General features: G+C 67.7%; 16 protein-coding genes. 11 read left to right on the top strand and 5 right to left on the bottom strand.

Going from position 1 to position 18634, the window contains the following annotated elements; all coding sequences use genetic code 11:
- Window positions 1–177: 177 nt before the first annotated feature.
- Window positions 178–2415 (bottom strand): discoidin domain-containing protein, encoded by a 2238-nt coding sequence (locus tag Raf01_RS26440; RefSeq protein ID WP_203920717.1) that lies wholly within the window; start codon window positions 2413–2415, stop codon window positions 178–180.
- Between the two features lie 257 nt (window positions 2416–2672).
- Between Raf01_RS26440 and Raf01_RS26435 the strand changes: the two genes are divergently transcribed.
- The 4 genes from Raf01_RS26435 (at window position 2673) to Raf01_RS26420 (ending at window position 8387) form a co-directional block, all read left to right on the top strand.
- Window positions 2673–3887, top strand: a complete 1215-nt coding sequence (locus Raf01_RS26435) for a carbohydrate-binding protein (RefSeq protein WP_203920716.1) — start codon at window positions 2673–2675, stop codon at window positions 3885–3887.
- A gap of 237 nt (window positions 3888–4124) precedes the next feature.
- Window positions 4125–4493 (top strand): FKBP-type peptidyl-prolyl cis-trans isomerase, encoded by a 369-nt coding sequence (locus Raf01_RS26430; protein ID WP_203920715.1) that lies wholly within the window; start codon window positions 4125–4127, stop codon window positions 4491–4493.
- A 114-nt stretch (window positions 4494–4607) separates the two neighbouring features.
- Entirely contained in the window at window positions 4608–5900 is a 1293-nt protein-coding gene (locus Raf01_RS26425) for an MFS transporter (protein WP_239133928.1), read from the top strand.
- Between the two features lie 147 nt (window positions 5901–6047).
- On the top strand, window positions 6048–8387 hold the full coding sequence (locus Raf01_RS26420; RefSeq protein WP_203920713.1) for a glycoside hydrolase family 9 protein: 2340 nt from the start codon (window positions 6048–6050) through the stop codon (window positions 8385–8387).
- Between the two features lie 185 nt (window positions 8388–8572).
- Here Raf01_RS26420 and Raf01_RS26415 read toward each other — a convergent pair whose 3' ends face one another.
- The gene (locus tag Raf01_RS26415) at window positions 8573–9067 is read right to left on the bottom strand and encodes a hypothetical protein (RefSeq protein WP_203920712.1); all 495 of its coding nucleotides are present in this window, start codon (window positions 9065–9067) and stop codon (window positions 8573–8575) included.
- A 345-nt stretch (window positions 9068–9412) separates the two neighbouring features.
- On the opposite strand from Raf01_RS26415, the gene Raf01_RS26410 reads away from it, so the two are divergent.
- On the top strand, window positions 9413–9658 hold the full coding sequence (locus Raf01_RS26410) for a DUF6458 family protein (protein ID WP_203920711.1): 246 nt from the start codon (window positions 9413–9415) through the stop codon (window positions 9656–9658).
- A gap of 57 nt (window positions 9659–9715) precedes the next feature.
- On the opposite strand, the gene Raf01_RS26405 is transcribed toward Raf01_RS26410, so the two are convergent.
- The gene (locus tag Raf01_RS26405) at window positions 9716–11140 is read right to left on the bottom strand and encodes an acid sphingomyelinase family protein (RefSeq protein ID WP_203920710.1); all 1425 of its coding nucleotides are present in this window, start codon (window positions 11138–11140) and stop codon (window positions 9716–9718) included.
- Window positions 11141–11304: 164 nt separating this feature from the next.
- Complete coding sequence (locus Raf01_RS26400; protein WP_203920709.1) at window positions 11305–12525, bottom strand: hypothetical protein; 1221 nt, start codon at window positions 12523–12525, stop codon at window positions 11305–11307.
- A 259-nt stretch (window positions 12526–12784) separates the two neighbouring features.
- Between Raf01_RS26400 and Raf01_RS26395 the strand changes: the two genes are divergently transcribed.
- Window positions 12785–13306: a SigE family RNA polymerase sigma factor gene (locus tag Raf01_RS26395; RefSeq protein ID WP_203920708.1), complete on the top strand. Its 522-nt coding sequence runs from the start codon at window positions 12785–12787 to the stop codon at window positions 13304–13306.
- Window positions 13303–14673 carry a hypothetical protein gene (locus tag Raf01_RS26390; protein WP_203920707.1) on the top strand — a complete coding sequence of 457 codons (1371 nt, stop codon included), beginning with the start codon at window positions 13303–13305 and terminating at the stop codon, window positions 14671–14673. Before Raf01_RS26395 ends, Raf01_RS26390 begins: the two co-directional genes overlap by 4 nt.
- A 145-nt stretch (window positions 14674–14818) precedes the next feature.
- On the opposite strand, the gene Raf01_RS26385 is transcribed toward Raf01_RS26390, so the two are convergent.
- On the bottom strand, window positions 14819–15217 hold the full coding sequence (locus tag Raf01_RS26385; RefSeq protein ID WP_203920706.1) for a VOC family protein: 399 nt from the start codon (window positions 15215–15217) through the stop codon (window positions 14819–14821).
- Between the two features lie 90 nt (window positions 15218–15307).
- Between Raf01_RS26385 and Raf01_RS26380 the strand changes: the two genes are divergently transcribed.
- The 4 genes from Raf01_RS26380 to Raf01_RS26365 all read left to right on the top strand — a co-directional run bounded on the left by Raf01_RS26380 (window position 15308) and on the right by Raf01_RS26365 (window position 18619).
- A complete protein-coding gene (locus Raf01_RS26380) occupies window positions 15308–16300 on the top strand; it encodes a helix-turn-helix transcriptional regulator (RefSeq protein ID WP_203920705.1) in 993 nt (330 codons plus the stop codon).
- Between the two features lie 299 nt (window positions 16301–16599).
- On the top strand, window positions 16600–17181 hold the full coding sequence (locus Raf01_RS26375) for an alpha/beta fold hydrolase (RefSeq protein ID WP_203920704.1): 582 nt from the start codon (window positions 16600–16602) through the stop codon (window positions 17179–17181).
- A 224-nt stretch (window positions 17182–17405) separates the two neighbouring features.
- The gene (locus Raf01_RS26370) at window positions 17406–17939 is read left to right on the top strand and encodes a hypothetical protein (protein WP_203920703.1); all 534 of its coding nucleotides are present in this window, start codon (window positions 17406–17408) and stop codon (window positions 17937–17939) included.
- A gap of 116 nt (window positions 17940–18055) precedes the next feature.
- On the top strand, window positions 18056–18619 hold the full coding sequence (locus Raf01_RS26365; protein ID WP_203920702.1) for a histidine phosphatase family protein: 564 nt from the start codon (window positions 18056–18058) through the stop codon (window positions 18617–18619).
- Window positions 18620–18634 lie beyond the last annotated feature (15 nt).

Genomic DNA, 18634 nt, shown 5'->3' with positions numbered 1-18634 from the left:
CAGCACGCGGTGTCAGGTGGACAAGGGCCTGATCAACGCGTGCGCGATTGCCCGGGTCCCCCCTCACCACCTGTGCGGCTGCTCGACATGCTCGCCATCTTGGCACAGACACAGCGATGGCACACCCGCTTATGCCGCAGAGCGAGTTCCTGCCGACCTGGGACTCGGCCAGGAGCGTCACCTGGTACTGAAGATGGCCGCGGCGCCGGCCGGCAGCCGATAGGTGTACGTTGTCGCGCCCCACGCCACGGGGAAACTGGCGACCGCGTGCCCCGGGTTGTACACCACCAGCAGTTGGGTGCCGTCCGGCAGCGTGGCGGTCTTGCGCTGCACGCCGGAGCCCGACCCTGCCGCGGCGGTGGTTGTCGGTCCCGGCGCGAATACGTTCAGCTCGTGGATCGACCACCAGCTGCCCGAGTTGGCCTGGTTCACGACCCTCACGAAGCGTGCGGTGACGGGCGGCGTCAGGATCTGGGTCACCGTGGCGCCCGGCCCGGTGGCGATCGGATCCGACCAGGTAACGCCGTCGTCGGAAACCAGCACCTGGTACTGCCGGACGAAGTCGCCGCTGCTGCCGCTGGTGTCCAGCACCAGCTTGTCGAAGGTGCGCGGCGCGCCGAGATCCAGCTGGAACCAGTCGCCCGGGGTCATGCCGTGGCCGGTGCTCCACCGGGTCGCCGGGTCACCGTCGATCGCGTTGCCGGCGGGGTCGTCCGGGCTACTCGCCGACGCCGAGACCGACCAGCCGTCCCTGGACAACGCCCGCTGCGACGTCGGCGGGGTCAGCGTGGCACCGGTCGGCAGCGTGTACCCCAGCCACTGCCCGCCGACTCGTACCTGTGACTGGAAGGCGAGCATGCCACTGTCCACATTCACCAGTGGGTGGCTGCCGCCGGGGCCGTCCAGCGGGATGTCCACCGAGCCGATCGCGGCCGGGTCTGGCCTGCCGTGCTGCCGACCGGTCCAGGTGAACGTGGCCGCCGCGCCCGCGGGAAGCGTGTAGCCGAACGACTTGTCGCCCCAGCCGACCCGGAACGTCCGCGATGCCGTACCGGAGTTGAAGACGACCAGCGCGGTGGAGCCGTCCGGGTTGGCGAAGGCCACGTCCTGCAGGTCCCCGGCGCCGAAGCTGTTGGAGGCCACCCGTCGCGCGCCCGGGTGCACATACTTGCTCACCTGCCCGATGCCCCAGTAGTCGACGGTCTTGGTGTACGTCCACCGGCCGGATGCGTCCGGTGCCACGGTCACCACACCGCGGCAGGTGTCGCAGCCGTCGTTGGTGGGACCGTTGTTCTGGTCCAGCGCCAGGTTCCACCGGATGACGCCCTTGGCCCAGTTCCGCGTCGAGTTGATGACCAGGCCCAGCGCGCCGGCGAAACCGGCGTGGTCGTCACCCTCCCAGGTGCCACCCGAGCACTCGGTCTGCCAGGCCGGTTCGCCCGGGTAGTCGTTGTGGGACACCGACTGCGCGGTGGCGTCACCGGCGTAGCAGTGCCAGGCGGTACCGGTCACGTAGCCGACCGCGGCCGGGTCGGCGTACATGGTCTCGGGGTAGCTGACCACGTCCCAGTTGTGGTCGTAGGCCAGGATGCCGGTGTTGACGTGATGCGCGCGCAGGTCCGGGCCCAGGTAGTTCTTCACCAGGTCGTCCTCCTGCGCGGCGGGCAGGAACATGCCGGGGTAGGTCGCCGGTTCGTAGAGTGGCTCGTTCTGCGGGGTGACGTACTGCACCGGCACGCCGGCGGCCGCGTACGCCTGGAGGAACTTGGTGAAGTAGTCGGCGAGCGGCTGGTAGGCGTCCGTCCGCAGGCTGCCGGTGACCATCGAGTCGCTGGTCTTCATCCAGCCCGGCGGGCTCCATGGCGTGGCCATGATGGTCAGCCGCGGGTTGATCTGCCTGGCCTGGCGCAGCAACGGGAGGATGTACGCCCGGTCGTGGTCGATGGAAAAGTGCGCCAGGCTCGGGTCGGTCTGCCCGGCCGGCATGTCGTCGTAGGAGTAGCTGCCGTTGACCGCGAAGTCGCTGGCGCCCATCGGCTGGCGCAGGAACGACAGGCCGATGCCCTGGCTGCCGAACAGGTCGCGCATGACGGCGTCGCGCTGCTTGGGGTCGAGCTTGGTGCCGACCAGCCAGGCGGAGGAGTCGGTGAACGAGGCCCCGAAGCCCGTGATCTGCTGGTACTGCCTGGTGGTGTCGACGGTGATGGTCTGGCTGTCGCTCGGCGCGACGGTACCCGCCGGGGTGACCTGCCAGGACAGGGCCGGCTGCCGGGCCAGGAACGTCTCGTTGTCCAGGTTGGTGAGGACGACGGAGACATCCCCGGGACGGTCGGGGTGGGCGGTGGCGACACTGGGTGTCAGCGCCAGTACGGGGAGCGCCGCGACGAGGGCGACGAGCGGCCACTTGTGGGACACCTGACGATCCCTCCGAATACCTCGCCGGATTCGAATGCCTCGATCACACCACCATCGGTCCAAGATCACCATTGGCGGGGCGCCTCGACTGCCGGCGGAACGCGTACCTCCGACGGTATTGACAGTTGCCGACGCGGTTCCTAATGTCGTACGTCAATCAGTGAAGAGTCTTAACAGTAGTGATCGCGGCATTACCGACGGACATCGCGACCGCCGAACCCCTGCCCTGATCCGACGAGAGGAGAGTGCTCTTCGCCATGAGAAGACGTTCCGCCGTGATGGCACTGTGGTCCGCGGCCGTGCTCGCAGCGGGAGGTGGGGCGTTCGTCTTCGCCACCAACTCCGCGTCGGCCGCGACGGGATTCGGTCTCGCGCCCTACGTCGACCTGTCCGCCAACAGCTCGGGGATGCTCGACAGCGCGATCACGCAGGCCCACCTCAAGGCGTACACCGCCGCGTTCATCATCGGCAGCGGTTGCACGCCGATCTGGGGCGACACGCTGGACATCAACAGCTCCGGCGCCAACGCGAAGATCGCCAAGGCACAGAGCGAGGGTGCCCAGACGATCATTTCGTTCGGCGGGGCGGGCGGCGTGGAGCTGGCCCAGTCCTGCACGAACACCGCGTCGCTCACCTCCGCCTACCAGAGCGTGATCAACAAGTACCACGTCAACCACCTGGACTTCGACGTCGAGGGCGCCGCCATCGCCGACTCCGGCTCAATCAACCGCCGCTTCCAGGCCATCAAGACCCTGGAGGCGAACAACTCGGGCCTGAACGTCTCGGTGACCATCCCGGTGCTGCAGAACGGGCCGGACGGCAATGGCACCGCGTTCCTTCAGGCCGCCAAGAACAACGGCACCCGCATCGACCTGGTCAACATCATGACGATGGACTACGGCGGCGCGGTGTCCAACATGGGTGCCGCGGCGATCAGTGCGGCACAGGGCACTCTCTCGGTCGCGCGGGGCATCTGGTCAGGCTTCGGCTACGGCAGCCTCGGCATCACGCCGATGATCGGGCAGAACGACCAGGCCGGCGAGATCTTCACCATCGCCAACGCGCAGAGCGTGGTCAGCTTCGCCAACAGCAATGGAGTCGGCCGGCTGGCGTTCTGGTCGGTCGGGCGCGACCAGCCGTGCCCCGGCGGAGCGGGCGGAGGGGCCAGCCCCAACTGCTCCAGCATCAGCCAGAGCACCCTCCAGTTCACCGGCATCTTCAACGGCGCCGCCGTCGGCAACCCGACGCCCACGTCGACCCGTACCACGGCTCCGAGCCCGACGCCCACCCGCACCACGACGCCGACGCCGACCGCGACCGGTGCCTACCCGGCCTGGGTCGTCAACCACGCCTACAAAGTCGGCGACCGGGTCTCCTATGCCGGCCACAACTACCAGTGCCTCCAGGCGCACACGTCACAGGCCGATTGGACACCGACCGCGGCGCCGTCCCTCTGGCAATTCCTCAGCTGAACCTCCTCAGCTGAACCCCTCCGGGTGGGTACGCGGCCGCAACCGCGGACCCACCCGGAAGCCGGCATGCCGCACGGGCGCCTGCCGCCCGACCAAACGGTGTGGTTGGCCTTTCGCCACCGCGTCCTCGCGCTTTGCCCCGCTGCGGGATCGGGCTGATAGCCGGGCGTAGGCTGCCTTCTTGAGACGAATGCACCGGGGGAGAGGAATCTTCCCGATCCGATAGAAGGAGTCAACGTGGACAAGCCAGAGATCGGGCCGATCGAGGGTACGCCACCGGCTGACCTCGTCATCGAGGACATCACTGTCGGTGATGGTCCGGAGGCCCGGCCGGGTCAGCAGGCGACAGTGCATTACGTCGGCGTCTCCTTCTCCACGGGTGCGGAGTTCGACGCCTCGTGGAACCGGGGTTCCCCGTTCGCCTTCCCGCTCGGCGGCGGGCGGGTCATCACCGGCTGGGACCGTGGCGTGGTCGGGATGCGGGTCGGGGGCCGGCGCAAGCTGGTCATCCCGCCGCACCTCGGATATGGCGACCGTGGCGCCGGCGGCGCGATCAAGCCGGGCGAGACACTGATCTTCGTGGTCGACCTGCTCGGCGTCCAGTAAGTGGCGCGGCCGGGACCGTGAGGTCCCGGCCCGCGCGTCCTTGGTAGGCCGTGCCCGTCAGCCTCCGTTCACGCCGCTCGACCGCCCCCGGCCGCGGGTGAGATCATGGGTCGGGTGGCGACCGGCGTGATCGGGCGGCCCGCGCTCTGGCGGCAGCGGGATTTCCTGCTGTTGTGGGGCGGGCAGACGGTCAGTGAAATCGGCTCGCAGGTCACGGTGTTGGCAATGCCGCTGGTCGCGGTCATCGTGCTGCGGGCGAGCGCGTTGCAGGTTGGTCTGCTCTCGGCCGCGCAGACGGCTGCGTACCTGCTGGTGTCGCTGCCCGCCGGGGCGGTGGTCGAGCGGCTCGGCAAGCGCCGGGTGATGGTGCGATGCGACCTGGGCCGGCTGGTGGTGATCGGCTCGGTGCCGCTGGCCGCCGCGGCGGGCGCGTTGACTTTCGTCCAGTTGTACGCCGTGGCGGCGCTCTCCAGCGTGCTGAGCGTGTTCTTCTCGGTGGCCTACCCGGCCTACCTGCCGACGCTGCTGGAGCGCGAGCAGTTGATGGACGGCAACGGCAAGCTGGGTACCAGCCAATCGGTCGCGCAGGTCGGCGGCCCCGGGCTCGGCGCGGCGCTGGTTGGTCTGTTCGGTGCCGCGGCCGCGATGGCAGCGGACGCGGTGTCCTTCCTGGCGTCGGCCGGCGGGCTGCTGGCGATCCGCGCGACCGAGCCGCCCGCCGCGAAGACCGCGGCCGGGCCCGGCGCACGGCCGGGGCTCCAGGCGCAGATCCGCGACGGGCTGTCCTACGTGTTGCGCGAGCCGATCCTGCTGCGCGGCATGCTGTGGAGCGGCAGCGCAAACTTCTTCGTGGTCATGGTCGAGTCGCTCGGCCCGCTGTTCCTGGTGCGCGACCTGCACCTGACAGCGGGCTACGTCGGCCTGCTGCTCGGGCTTGGCGGCATCGGCGGCGTGGCAGGTGGCCTGACCGCGGGACGGCTGGCGCGACGGGTCGGCTCGGCGCGGGTGTGTTGGCTGTCGATGACGGTGTTCTCGCTGCCCGGCCTGCTGATCCCGGCCGCGGGACCCGACGTGCGCGTGCTGCTGTTCGCGATCGGCTGGATCTCGTGGACGTTTTCCGCGACGGTGTGCGCCGTCGCGCTGCTCAGCTACCGGCAGGCGACCTGCCCGCCCGAGCTGCTCGCCCGCGTGAGTGCCAGCTCACGGTGGATCACCTGGGGCACCCTGCCGCTCGGCGGTGTGGTCGGCGGAGCCCTGGGCACCGCGCTCGGTGTGCGGCCCACGCTGTGGATCGCGGTCATCGGTGGATGCGCGAGCGGGCTGTGGCTGTTCTTCTCCCCGCTGCGCGGCATGCGCGACATCCCAGTCGCGGCCCCGGCAGCAGGGTCTCTCGCTGCCGCCAGCTAATAGACGACCCCGAATGCGTCACGTACGATTGCACGCCGGGAGCATCCATCCGCCGCGCTCACATCTCCGGGCCGACCTTCATCGATGAGCACGGCTGGGCCGAGCAGCACGACTGCGAACCATCGTTCACACGAAGGTGAGGCAAGTATGCTCAAATCGGGTAAGCCGATTGTCTGCTCGATCGCGGCGATGCTCATGATCCTTTCCACGGCGCTTCTGATGAATGGATCCAACGCCCTGGCCGCCACTTCTGGTAGCCATCCCTTGAAGGATCTTCCCGTCTTCAGTAGTACGAGAAATGATGAGTGGGCCGGTGCCGGCTCCCCGCTCAGTCTCGAAACCGAGCCCTATAACGGCAATCCGGCACTTCCCGTGGACACCGCGGAGACGTACAACGGCCTCCCGTCGCTGCGTCTCAACGTCACCTCGGATGGCTCGAGCGGCTTCGGCTGGTGGTCGGTGACCCAGGCCGACAACAACTGGGAAACCTACTCACTGGTTCCGTACTACGCCAACGGCGCACTCGAATTCAACATCAAGGGTGCCGCGGGTGGCGAAGCGTTCACGATCGGCATGGGGGATCGCAACTACAGGCGCGATCCCGTCCAGTACAACACGTCCTCGATCCGGAGCAGCAACTACGTCACGGTCACCACGGACTGGCAACACGTGCGCATACCCCTCACGGACCTCATTCCCGCGGGAAGCGTCTTCGACCTGAATCAGGTGTACCTACTGTACTTCGGGAGCGCCAACAACAACGCCCAGGAATTCTGGCTGAATGACATCAAGTTCACCTCGCGGGATCAAGAGCACAGCGCACCCTTCATCAAGGTCAACCAACTTGGCTACAGCGTCCTCGCGGAGAAGTACGCTCTGGTGAGTGGCTACGCCGATGAACTCAACGCTGTCGACGGGACGCGTTTCCAGGTGAAACGCGCATCCGACAACTCCGTCGCGTACAACGGCAAGCTGAAGCTGGTCGACGACTATGACAGTCAATCGGGCGAACGAATCTTCGAGGCCGACTTCTCCTCGCTGCTCAAGCCCGACACCTACTACATCTCGGTCGCGGCACCGGGTGTGGCAGATTCGTTGCCATTTCGGATCGGGACCGACGTCTACCAGCCGCTGATCGTCGATGCCGCCCGCTACTTCTACTATCAGCGCCAGGGAATCGCGCTCGATGCCGCACACGCCGGCGTGTACACGCGTGGGATAGGGCACCCTCAGGACGCAGACGCTCCGTTCGCATCCGGAGCAAATCCCCGCAGAGACGTCTCACAGGGCTGGTACGACGCCGGCGACTACGGGAAGTACGTCAATTCCGGTGCGGTCGCCGTGTCCGAGCTGGCGTGGGCCTATCAGCTCTTCCCGAACGAGTTCAGGGACAACCAACTGAACCTACCGGAAAGCGGGAACCACGTTCCTGACATCCTGGATGAAGCGAAGTGGGAACTCGACTTCATCCTGAAGATGCGGGATCAGGCAAGCGGTGGCTTCTACCACATGGTTCAGCCCACTGGTATCGCCGCACCTGACAGCGACGCCACGCAGCGTCTCATCGAGGATGTCAATGGTTCGCTGACCAATGTGAGGCCGACCGATGACGCAGCCAGCGCTGCCGCGGCGCTGGCAGAGGCTTCGATCTCCTTCAAGAAGTTTGACCCGACCTACGCCAACACCCTGTTGACGGCGGCTCGTCGTGGTTGGGACTACCTGGTTGCCAACCCCAACGGCGTCGCCCCGGTTCCCGGTCCCTATGGCATCAGCGACGACCACGCGGATCGCCTGTGGGCCGCCGCGGCGCTTTACCGGGCTACCGGCGACGACCAGTTCAATCGGTACTTCCTTGACAACTACCAGAATTTCGCGAGCGCCTGGGACGGGTCGAGGGACAATCCCGGGGGCGTCGGCAACATGGCACAGACCGCCTTCCTGGACTACCTGCAGGCAGGTCATCCCGATGCCGCCGCCAGGGCCTGGTTTGCGACTGAATTCGCGGCGTGGCGCAAGCCCGTGCTGGCGCGCTCGGAGCACGGCCCGTGGCGCAACACGCTTCAGGACAACGACTACTACTGGGGAAGCAACGGTGTGGCGCTCAACACGATGCACGTACTGGCGATAGGGACCATCGTGTTGGGCGGTCACGACCTGCGCGGCGACGTGCGCGTCGGCCGGGCCGTGGAGTCTGCGATGAACTACATCCTGGGGATCAATCCGCTGCATCGCAGCTTCGTCTCCGGGGAGGGCGCGGACAGCATCACGACGATCTACTCGACGGCCTGGAGCAATCAGGGTCACCCCGGCGTGCCAAAGGGCTACCTGGCGGATGGCCCGAACATCTACAACAACCCGTTGCTGTCCTGCACCACCCCGGCCAAGTGCTACCTGGACAACGACTCAAACTGGACGACGAACGAGAATGCCATCTACTGGAACGCGGATCTGGTTCTGGACGCGACTCTTGCCGCTCAGATTCCGTAGAGCGGGTAGGCGCGCGCCTGCCGGCGCGGTTCGACCCGGCTGAACGGCCTGCGATAGGGACGCACGCCGGATCGAACTCGGCCGCCCCTTCGAGGGCGGCCACGCGCCTCCGGCGGCCGCCGCATGACCCGCATTCGCCCTCACCGGCAGTGCACGATCACGCGGCGGTCGCCCCGCCGACCTGTTCAGCCGAGGAGCCGCTGTGCCCAGTACACGTGCCGGTTGTTGCCGAGGAAGACCAGGGAGACTGTGAGATCGGACGCGGCGATCGGTGCGATCGACGGCGGGATCATCGCGACGAACTCGACCGGTCCAGGCGCATCGGCGGCCATGGTGACGCCGCCGGAGTCTGTAGAGCGGTAGTCAGACAGCCAGGGATAGTCACCGATTCCGGCGCTGACCGCACCGTCCCAGCCCTGCCCCACCCTGTCCGGGTCCGGGCCTGTGCCCCAGATGCTGGCAGCCCGGTAGCGGGACCGCAGATCCTCGACGACAATCCAGTACTCACCGGCGTCCCGGGCATTCCTGGGCACCGAGTAACTCAGCTGGCCAGCGACGAGCTGCCACCCGGGGCCCAAAGGCGGCACGTTGAACGACTCCCGACTAGCACCCCACCCGGTGAGCGCCGGCCAGACGCTGTCGTTGTCCACCATTCGCACGACGACGTGCGCCGAAACCACCTCCGGACCGTACGGAGGCCTGTCGCGCCACCACCGGAAGCCTGCCCAGCCTCCGAGCAGTACGGCGACCACCAGCACTCCCGACACGATCCCAGGCCACTGCCGCCGATTACTCGTCCCGGTCACGGCAACCAGTGCACCACATCCGTGCGAGCGGGTGAACTGCGCGCCGCTGCCGAGGAGGGATTGTTCCCGGATCCGCGGCCTGTCCGGTGACGCGTGCCGCGATGCCGGGTGGGCTTCGCGACACTGCCAGCGATTCGGCGCAGTTTCTGCCTGGGTTGAGGGACTGTCGGGTTGGGTAGCAGGTATACCGAAGCCTGTTGTATCCAGGAAGGATCAATCGTGGGCATCGGTGTGAGTCTGTTCCTCATCGCCGCTGGTGCGATCCTCGCGTTCGCGCTCAACGTGCATGTTGGCGGCGTCAACATGGATGTGGTCGGCTGGATCCTGATGGCGGTCGGCGCCCTTGGCCTGGTCGTGACGACGTTCATCTGGGGCGGCCGTCGCGGCCGGGTCGTCAGCGATGAACCGACGACGTACCGCACAATCGAGGAGCGCCGGGGCTACGGACCGCCCGATGCCCTGTAGCCCTCTGGGGAGACAGCGCCGGCCGCTGCCGAATTGCCGGCCGCGGAGTTCGAGACCTCACGGGGTCGCGACGGCGGTGGCCGGTCTCGTGCAGTCCGAGTATTCGGCAGCGGTCAGCGCGACGGCGCCGCACCAGTACGCCCGGAAGGTGGCCGCGGTGATGCCGCCGATTCCGCTGCCGGAGTTGTAGAAGCGGATGTAGTCGTTGCGCAGCTCGGTGTTCTGGTTGAGTTCGATCTGGAGCTGCGCCAGCGAGGTGGCGTCGAATTCGGACAGCCCGTAGGTCTGGTCGAACGAGTATTCCAGGCTCCAGACGGGTGAGCTGGCGTGCAGGTTGAGCGCGTGGGCGGTGTAGTCGACCACGGTCTGCCGCGGCGTGACCCGCAGGACGTAGTACGCCGGGTTGTTGCTGAAGTACGGGGAGATGGAGGGTACGACCATGGCGGGTGCTGGCCGCTGACCGATGGCCAGGCGGTACGTGCTCATGTGGAGGTGCCCGAAGACCGTCAGGCCCCATGCCTTGCCGCGCAGGACGCTCAACAGCTGCGCCTGGTTCCCGGCGTCGAGCAGCCCCACGGGCGACCCGCCGCTCAGCGTGGAGAACACGTCGATGCCGAACGGGATGTGGCCGACCAGCCACGACCGGCCGTCTTCCGGCAGCTGTCGCGCGGTCGTCGTCAGCCACTGGAGTTCCTCGGCCGCGGGATCCTCGCCCGGCACACCGCACGAGTTGCGGTAGTTCGGCGACCAGTAGATGTCGTTGACCACCACCGCGTGGCCTCCGGTCGGCGTGCGCGCCTCGTACGAGCCGAGCTGCGGGAAGTCTTTCGCGAACCCAGGCGCGCGCCCGCCGCGGTTGACCAGGGGCTCCCATGCCTCGGCGAAGTTCTTCAGGAACTGGCTGTGCGGCGTGAGCTCGTAGTCGCCGCACGTCGTGTCGTTGTTGCCGAGGGCGACGATGAACTGTGACTTCGGGAAGGTGGCGTCGAACTCGTCGGCGAGGAAGGCGATCGTCTTGTCCGCGAAGGCTTCGTAGCCCTGCTGACTCTTGTCCGTGGCGAGCGCGTGGTAGTCGTCCTTGAACGCGTGGCTGAGGAAGTCGCCCGAGATCAGGACCGCGGGCGGCTTGGCCACGGTGCTGCCCATCGAGGCCAGAGACGAGGAGAGCAGCGCGTAGTTGGTGTCCTTCCCGTAGGCGCTCGGCTGCGCCGGCCCCTGCGTCAATATGCTGCCCCACTGCTGCGGCGGGACGGTGGCCAGTTTGTCGACGGTGGCGGTGTCGAGGCCGGCGAACGGGTCGAAGTGCACGTCGCTGAGGGCGAGCCACGCCGTGGTTCCGCCATCGCAGTGTCTTGCCCAGGTGCCGGCCTCCGTCCCGCACGAGGAGTTCGAGGCGTACGCCGCCGTGCCGGCGGCCGGCGCCGTGATGGTGATGCCGACGGCCGCCACCAGTACCAAGAAACTTCGGGCTCGCAGTCTCATCGGTCCCCCCGGAGTTTTGGGACAACGGGCGCTTCGACGCTATCCGCGCGCGGAGCGGTACACGCGGGAAAGGCTCGTTTTCCGACCGGAGGGGGAATCCAAGCGGCAGCCGTGACGTGGAGCGGTCTCCGTGTCGGGAACCGGAGCGGCAACGATGGGTCCGTTCAGGTGCCGGCGGAGACGATTGCCTGCGGCGACTCCGGCTCAGGTGGTGGATGTTCGAAGTACCCGCGGATCGTGGCGATCGTCGGCAGGATCAGCATCATCTTGAAAGCCAATGCCAGCGCACCCACTCGCGAGTCCGATGTCGCGAGCGGCTCCTGCCATCGCAGCGCCTTCGGCGCGTCGAACCCCGGGGCGAGGCTCGCCGCGTGCCAGGCGTAGAAGGCAATCCAATGCCCGAACGAGACGCCGGCGACGCCGAGCCAGCCCAGTTCCGACATCACAGGTGTCAGGATCAGGAAGGGTACGCACACCGCACCGACGAGTACGGCGTAGAAGCCGCCGAGCCCACGTATCCCGAGCGGTCGCAGTTGCGCGAAGAGCTCGGACCGCTGCGCCGCGGGGGAGAAGGGCCAGAACCCCGCCCGGAGGTTGGGTCCGTCCAGCACGAACCCCAGACCGTACAGGTTGGTGGCGGTCGGGTCGTCCGGTAGGCGCCGCACGTCGTCGTATGGCCGGAAGTACCCGCTGACCGCGGTCACGATCGGGAGTACGGCGACCGCCTTGAACAGCACCACGAGCACGCCGATGCGCCAGTCCCGGTACGCCAGCGGCATGTCCCAGCGCAGCGTGCCTGTCAGGTTCAGCACCGGCACCGTGTCCAGCGCCTGCCAGCTGTAGAAGGAAAGCCAATCGAGCACACCGATCCGGCCACCGGGCGTGGCGGTCCACCGGTGGGCGGGTAGGGCGCCGCTGATGCTGCTGAACAGGCAGATGGCCGAGGCCACAGACAGCGCGAAGAAGGCGGTGAGGCCGCTTGCGCCCAAGGGACGCAGCCGGCCGTACAACCAGGCGCGGCGGCGGCGGGAGACGAAGGTACGCAGACCATAGAGCAGCAGCACACCCGCTGCGAGATAGCCCAGGACGATGTGCCACCACGTGTCAAGGTCAAGTCCGATGGAGGGCGTCATCATCGGTACGACCGCGATGCCCGCCGCGAAGAACGCCAGGTTCAGCGCCGAGATATCGAAGATGATCTCGACGAGGGCGTTGAGTGCGGCGCACCAGCGCGCGAACGGCGACAGCAGCGGCACGTCGCGGCGCTTGAGCTTCGCCCACTGGTCGGAAAGCCATTCGGCGAGTACCAGCTCCCACAGCTTGTACAGCCCATAGAGCACACCGATGATGCCGAGGCAGACGAGCAGGACGAAGACGGTCGTCACACCGTCAAGTTATGGCATGCCACGGGCACCCCGCGCCGCTTGTGTCGGGTGTCGGATGAGCACGATATCGCTACGACGCGAGCCGCGCGCGGACCGCCGCCGCTCCGAAGTTCCCGGGCCGGTACACACATCTGGGTCGGTTGAGCCCGATGCCGCTTGAGGTCGACGGTGGCGGCCGGAACAATCTTGTCGATCATTGTCAACGTGGCGGCTCTCGCCGGTGTCTAGCAAGTGTCATGGATGCCATCGGGGAGGTTGGGTGGGACAGGAACCGGGTACCGGGTTCGACGACTTTGTTCGGGGACGAGCCGGTGCGCTGCTGCGTTCGGCGTATCTGCTGACTGGGGATCGGCACGCGGCCGAGGATCTGCTGCAGGACGCTCTGGAGCGGGTTTACCGGCGGTGGTCGCGGATCGCGACTTCGCCCGAGGCGTACGCCCGGCGGGCGTTGGTCAATGGCGCCACGAACCGCTGGCGGCTGCGGCGACGACGCCCCGAGGCGCCGCTGATCGACGCGCATGATCCGGCTGACCCGGATCATGCCGGCCGGGTCGCGCTGCGCGCGGTGGTTGAAAATGCTCTGCGGGAGCTGCCCGCCCGCCAGCGCGCGACCGTGGTCTTGCGCTACTTCGACGACCTGAGCGAGGCCGAGGTCGCGTCGTTGCTGAATTGCTCGGTCGGGACCGTGAAGACCCATGCCTCGCGTGGCTTGGCCCGGCTGCGTACCGCCCTGGGCCCGACCTTCGACGCGCCCGTCTCACCATCTGGGAGGAACTCGTGAACAGCGCGGACGAGCGCGACATCCGCAACGTCATGTCGGAGGTCACCCGGGACCTGGAGCCGTCGCCGGTGCTGATGGAGCTGGTCCGGCGCAAAGTTCGGAGACGGAATCGGCAGCACGGACTCCTGGCGGCAGCGGCGGCGGTCGTACTGCTGGTGGCCGTCGGCGGCGTACTCGCGTTGCGTCCCTGGCACGCGGACAACCGGTACGACGCGCCGCTGGCTCCCATCCCCGGCTTCGACCAACCGACCCGCGGGGACCTGGCCGGCGACAACCGTTACGCAGACGACGTCACCACGGCATGGGGGGCCTGGGCCCGCCAGTGGCAGGTCGCCAAGGGCAACTCGTACCGGGTGACCGAGCTGGGGGCGACGAATCTGACCTGGGCGCTGAACACCCCGGCGGGCCGGGTCGCCGTGATCGAGCAAGAGCTGACGGTGTCCGAGGATCACGTGGACCATCCCGGCGTCGCGATCGGCTATCTCACCGACATCGTGGGCAGGCCGCACGTGGTCGACGCACTGTGGGAGCCGTTGGACCAGCCGCTGGAGCAGTTGCCGTTCCCGGGAGGGACCGGTGGCATGCTCGCCGGGGCGGACCGCTCGGTACTGGTGGTCTTCGACCCGGGCGGCCCCGTCGGGTACTCGGTGAAACGCACCTACCACCCGGACGGTCAGATAACCCGGGACGACTGGAAGCCGCTGCACTTCACGGGGGGCGTTGCCGTAGTTCGGGTACCGCCGCGGGCCGACCAGGGCGCGATCGCCGTCGCACCGCGGCCCTACGGGCAAAGCCAACCGCTCTGGTTGGTCAACACCGCCGACAACGCCGGGATCTACCAGGTCGGGACCGTGCCGAGCCGGGATCAGAATCGACCCGACGGCCGGCTCAACTGGGACACCTACCACCTGAACGGGCCCAACCCGGGCACCAACGAGTGCCTACGGTTGCCCTCCCCCGTCAGCTACCCGACGCGTAGCCCCTTCACGGATCCACTGGGCGCCTCGGAGATAAGCGAAGGGCCTTTCACTGCCTGCGGAACGACGCCGGACGGCAGCGGCGTCACGATCGGCGACGCGGTACTGCCTGGCGACCCGGCCTTCCTCTGGTACGCGCTTCGCTCGCCGGCCGGCACGATCCGGTACGGGTACGTGGGACCGTTCGACGCGTCCGCCCCGCTGCCGGTCAAGGTGACTCTCCCGAGCGGGCAGGGCTATGTCGTGGCCCGCAAGGGTGCGGTACTGAGCTACCGGATCAACAACGGGCCGTGGCAGGGGGCACGGGAGAATGCCGCGCTGGTGCCAGCCGAGGCCACCGCGGTCCAGGTCGCGACGAACGGGTCGAGCACGGTCGTTCCACTGGGCTGACCGGCGCTGATCTGAGTAGCAGCTTCCACCGACACAACAGCTTCCACCGACGCGGCGCCTTGCCATTGGAGCAGGGCGCCGCGTCCGGCCACCCGTCGAGTCGCCACGCGTGCGCGATCGAACGGGAGCTGTATCCGTGCTGTCGTCAGCGAGCGAACTTCTCGATGGCGGCCGGGGTGACAGGGGTGAAGAAGTTGACGAGGTTGCCGTCGGGGTCGCGGCACAGCAGTGACCGGTTGCCCCACGGCATCGTGGTGGGCTCGTTGACGAAATCCTCGACGAAGCTGGCCAGGTTTTGATGCACACCGTCCACGTCGTCGACGAGGAACTCGATGATGACGGTGCGGTTGTCGGCCGGACGGGCGGAGCCAGGCGCGAACAGCGAGACGGTGCGGGTGCTGCCGATCGCGAGAGTGCCGGAGGCGGTCCGTAGCTCGGCGAAGTCCTCGGTGGCCCAGTCCGCCCGCACTCCCGTGGCTCGCTCGTAGAAGTCGACGAGGCGCGCGACGTCTTCCGTGATGATGCGGATCGAGACGAGGTTCATGGTGATCTCCTTGATCGGTGGAGCGGTTCGACGCCACGCTATTACGAATACTGGACAGAAACGGTCCAGTATTCGCGCTAGGTTTGGTACGTGGCTCGACCTACCGCTCAAGTCCTTACCCTGCTGGAACTCCTGCAGTCGGGCGGCATCCGGACGATGGCCGAACTCGCCGACCGGCTCGGCGTCGACGGGCGCACCGTGCGGCGGTACGTGGACCACCTGATCGACCTCGACGTGCCCGTCGAGGCGGTGCGCGGCCGCTACGGCGGGTACCGGCTCGCTCCCGGATACCGCATGCCTCCGCTCATGCTCAGCGACGACGAAGCCCTCGCTGTGCTGCTCGGCCTGGTCGCCGGTCGCCGAACGGGGTTGATGACGACGGCCGGTACAGCGAGTGAGACGGCAGCGGCCAAGATCCGCAGGGTACTGCCCGATCGGCTCGCCCGCAGACTCGACACCGTGCTCGAATCCCTCGCCTTCACGGCTGAGCCCGGCGAATTCGCCGCCCCGCAGACCGTGGTGCTGCTCGCTATCGCCGATGCGGTGCGCCATCGCCGGCCGATTTCGATCAGGTACACCGCCGCCGACGGCCGGCGCAGTGAACGTACGCTGCACGCGTACGGGCTGGTCGCCCATTCGGGCCGGTGGTATGTCACGGGTGCGGACCCCGAGATCGCCGAGGACCGGACATTTCGGCTGGATCGCATCACTGACGCGAGAACCCTGCCCGGCTCGTTCGAGCCGCCCGCCGGACTCGATCCGGCGCAGCGCGTCCTCTCGGGGCTCGCCAAGGCCCCGTACCGGCATGAAGTGACCCTGCGGATCCAAGCGACGGCCGAGCAGATCCGCGCCCGACTTCCCGCCAGCGTCGCGAGCGTGGAGGAGCTCCCGTCGCCGGCGGACGGGGACCGGCAGACCGAGGGCTGGCTGCGCGTCGAACTGCGGGCGGAACGGCTCGACTGGTTGCCTGGGGTGCTCGCGTCGCTCGACCGGCCGTTCGTCATCGAACGGCCGGATGAACTCCGCGGCCTCGTTGTCGCGCTGGCCGACCGGCTCGCGAACTCCGCCCGCTCGCCGCGGTGACTGCCGGACGCATCCGGCGCGATGGGCGACGCCGGGGCTGAAGTCCCTGCCACGCCGACTCCACGCCGACTCCACGCCAACTCCGTGCCGCCCGCCCGGCCCCGTCTCGAGGACGAAGTCCGCAAGACTGTCGGACCCGTCGGGCAAGATGAGGGCATCAACGCCGCGTGAGCACGGCAGCAGTGGGGCCTTCCCGCGCACAGGGGTGGGCGCGGCTGCGACGGGCTCGTGGGTCATGGGGTTCATCACGGGCCGGCAGCGAAACTGGATCGTCACCGAGAGGCGGTAGGTGGATCGTCATGGCAGGGATCCGGCAGATCCTGTTCATCCAGGGCGGCGGCGCGGGCGCGCACGATGAGTGGGACGACAAGCTGTTCGACAGCCTGAGGCGGCAGCTGGGCGAGGGGTACGAGGTCCGTTACCCACGCATGCCCGACGAGGGCGACCCGAGCTACGCCAGGTGGAGCGCGGCCATCCGACGGGAGCTGACGGACTTGGACGACGGCGCGGTCGTCGCCGGTCATTCGGTCGGCGCGACGATCCTCATCAACGTGCTCGCTGATCGGCGACCGGAACCGGAGCTCAGCGCGATCGTGCTGATCGCCGCTCCGTTCGTCGGTGCGGACGGCTGGCCCGGCGACGAGTTCGAGCTGCCACACGACCTTGGCGCGAGGTTGCCGCGAGGCGTGCCGGTGCACGTGTTCCATGGGCTCCAGGACGAGACCGCCCCACCGTCGCACGCCGACCTGTATGCCCGCGCCATCCCGCAGGCACAGGTGCACCGGCTGCCCGGGCGCGATCACCAACTGAACAACGACCTGAGCGAAGTGGCGAAGACGATGACGACCTCGGGTTCGATACAGGTGGGTGTTGACGAGTAAGTCACCACGCGCACTGAAACGGGACGCTGAGGTGAAGTGGCACGACGTAGTGGCCGCTCGGCGGTAGAAGAGAGAGACCGAGAACTGGCGGATGGAACAATCGACCGGTGGATGACGGGCTGGCAACGGCGTTGGAGCGCGTCCGGGACGCGTTCGCCCAATAGCCTCTTCGGCCGGTGCTTGACGGTTGCCCGCATTGTCGGGGCTCCGTACTGGTCGACGAGGTGCTGGTCGACGAGCATGACCTGTTCTCTTTGTCCATCAGCCTCGGCGGGACCATCGGCGGTCGCGACGATGTGAAGAGCCTGCTGCCCCTGTTGCTGGAGCGAATGGTCACGTCGATGGAGCTCGACCCAGGGGTCGTTCTCGGCATGCTGCCCCGCGAGGAGTGGCGCACGTGGCCCGAAGCCGAGCAGGAGTCGGTTGACAGCTACCTCGACGCGGTGTGGCGTTCGTTGCTGGCGGCGTACCCGTCGAACGTCGGTTCGTTCGTCGACACGGTGACCTTCCTCGTCGCCGTCTCCACCGCCGAGAGCGTCGACCGATTCCTCGACGTCTGGGATGACACGCTCGGCTCGGCGGCGGATCGCCACCTGGCGGATACCGTGAACGGACTCAACTTCGCGGCGCGGGGGCCGCGCACTCTGGACGCCTGGCTGCGCCGTGCAACGGTTCGAGACCGGCTGTACGAAGCATTCGAGCGTGACCACGACTCCAACTGGGCCGACGATCTCGCGCAAGCATACGATCTCCTCTGAAAGCCGTAACGGACCGCTGGCAACGGCTGGTTCAAACCCCGACCTCGGGCTCATCGCGGCCCCAGGCGTGCCGAGTCGCTCTCGGCTTTTCCGGAGAGCGCCAGTAGCCTCAGGTGATGCCGATCGATGTTGTGTTTGAGACCCATGCGTTGAGCGAAGACAACGAGCGTGGCATCGTCACCGGTTGGCTGCCCGGTCGCCTCTGCGAGCGCGGCCGCGTCAACGCCGCAGACATGGGCCGACGGCGACGCGACGACGGCATCGCCGCGGTGTTCACCTCGGATCTGCGCCGCGCGGTGGAGACGGCAGAGATCGCTTTCGGCGACACCGGCATTCCGATCCTGTACGACTGGCGGCTGCGCGAGTGTGACTTCGGGACGCGCAACGGTTCACCCGTGGCTGAGGCTAAAGGGGACCGCCTGGACTACTGCGATCGTCCCTATCCCGGCGGCGAAAGTCATAGTCAGGCGATCGCCCGGGTGGCGCGATTTCTCGCCGATCTGCCGACCAGGTGGGCTGGGCGCCGCGTCATGGTGATCGGACACCTCGCGACGTACCGGGCGTTGGAACACGTGACGACCGGACGTTCCGTGCGGGAACTGGTCGCGGCCAGCTTCGAGTGGCAAGCCGAAGGGTGGGAGTATCGGCTTGCCTGGTCTCTGAAGCAAAACCATCGCTGAGCGGATCGCCGTCAC

Source organism: Rugosimonospora africana (genome assembly GCF_016862975.1).
GTDB lineage: Bacteria > Actinomycetota > Actinomycetes > Mycobacteriales > Micromonosporaceae > Rugosimonospora > Rugosimonospora africana.
The sequence above is the reverse complement of the archived record's forward strand: the minus strand, read 5'-3'. Positions and strand labels throughout refer to the sequence as shown.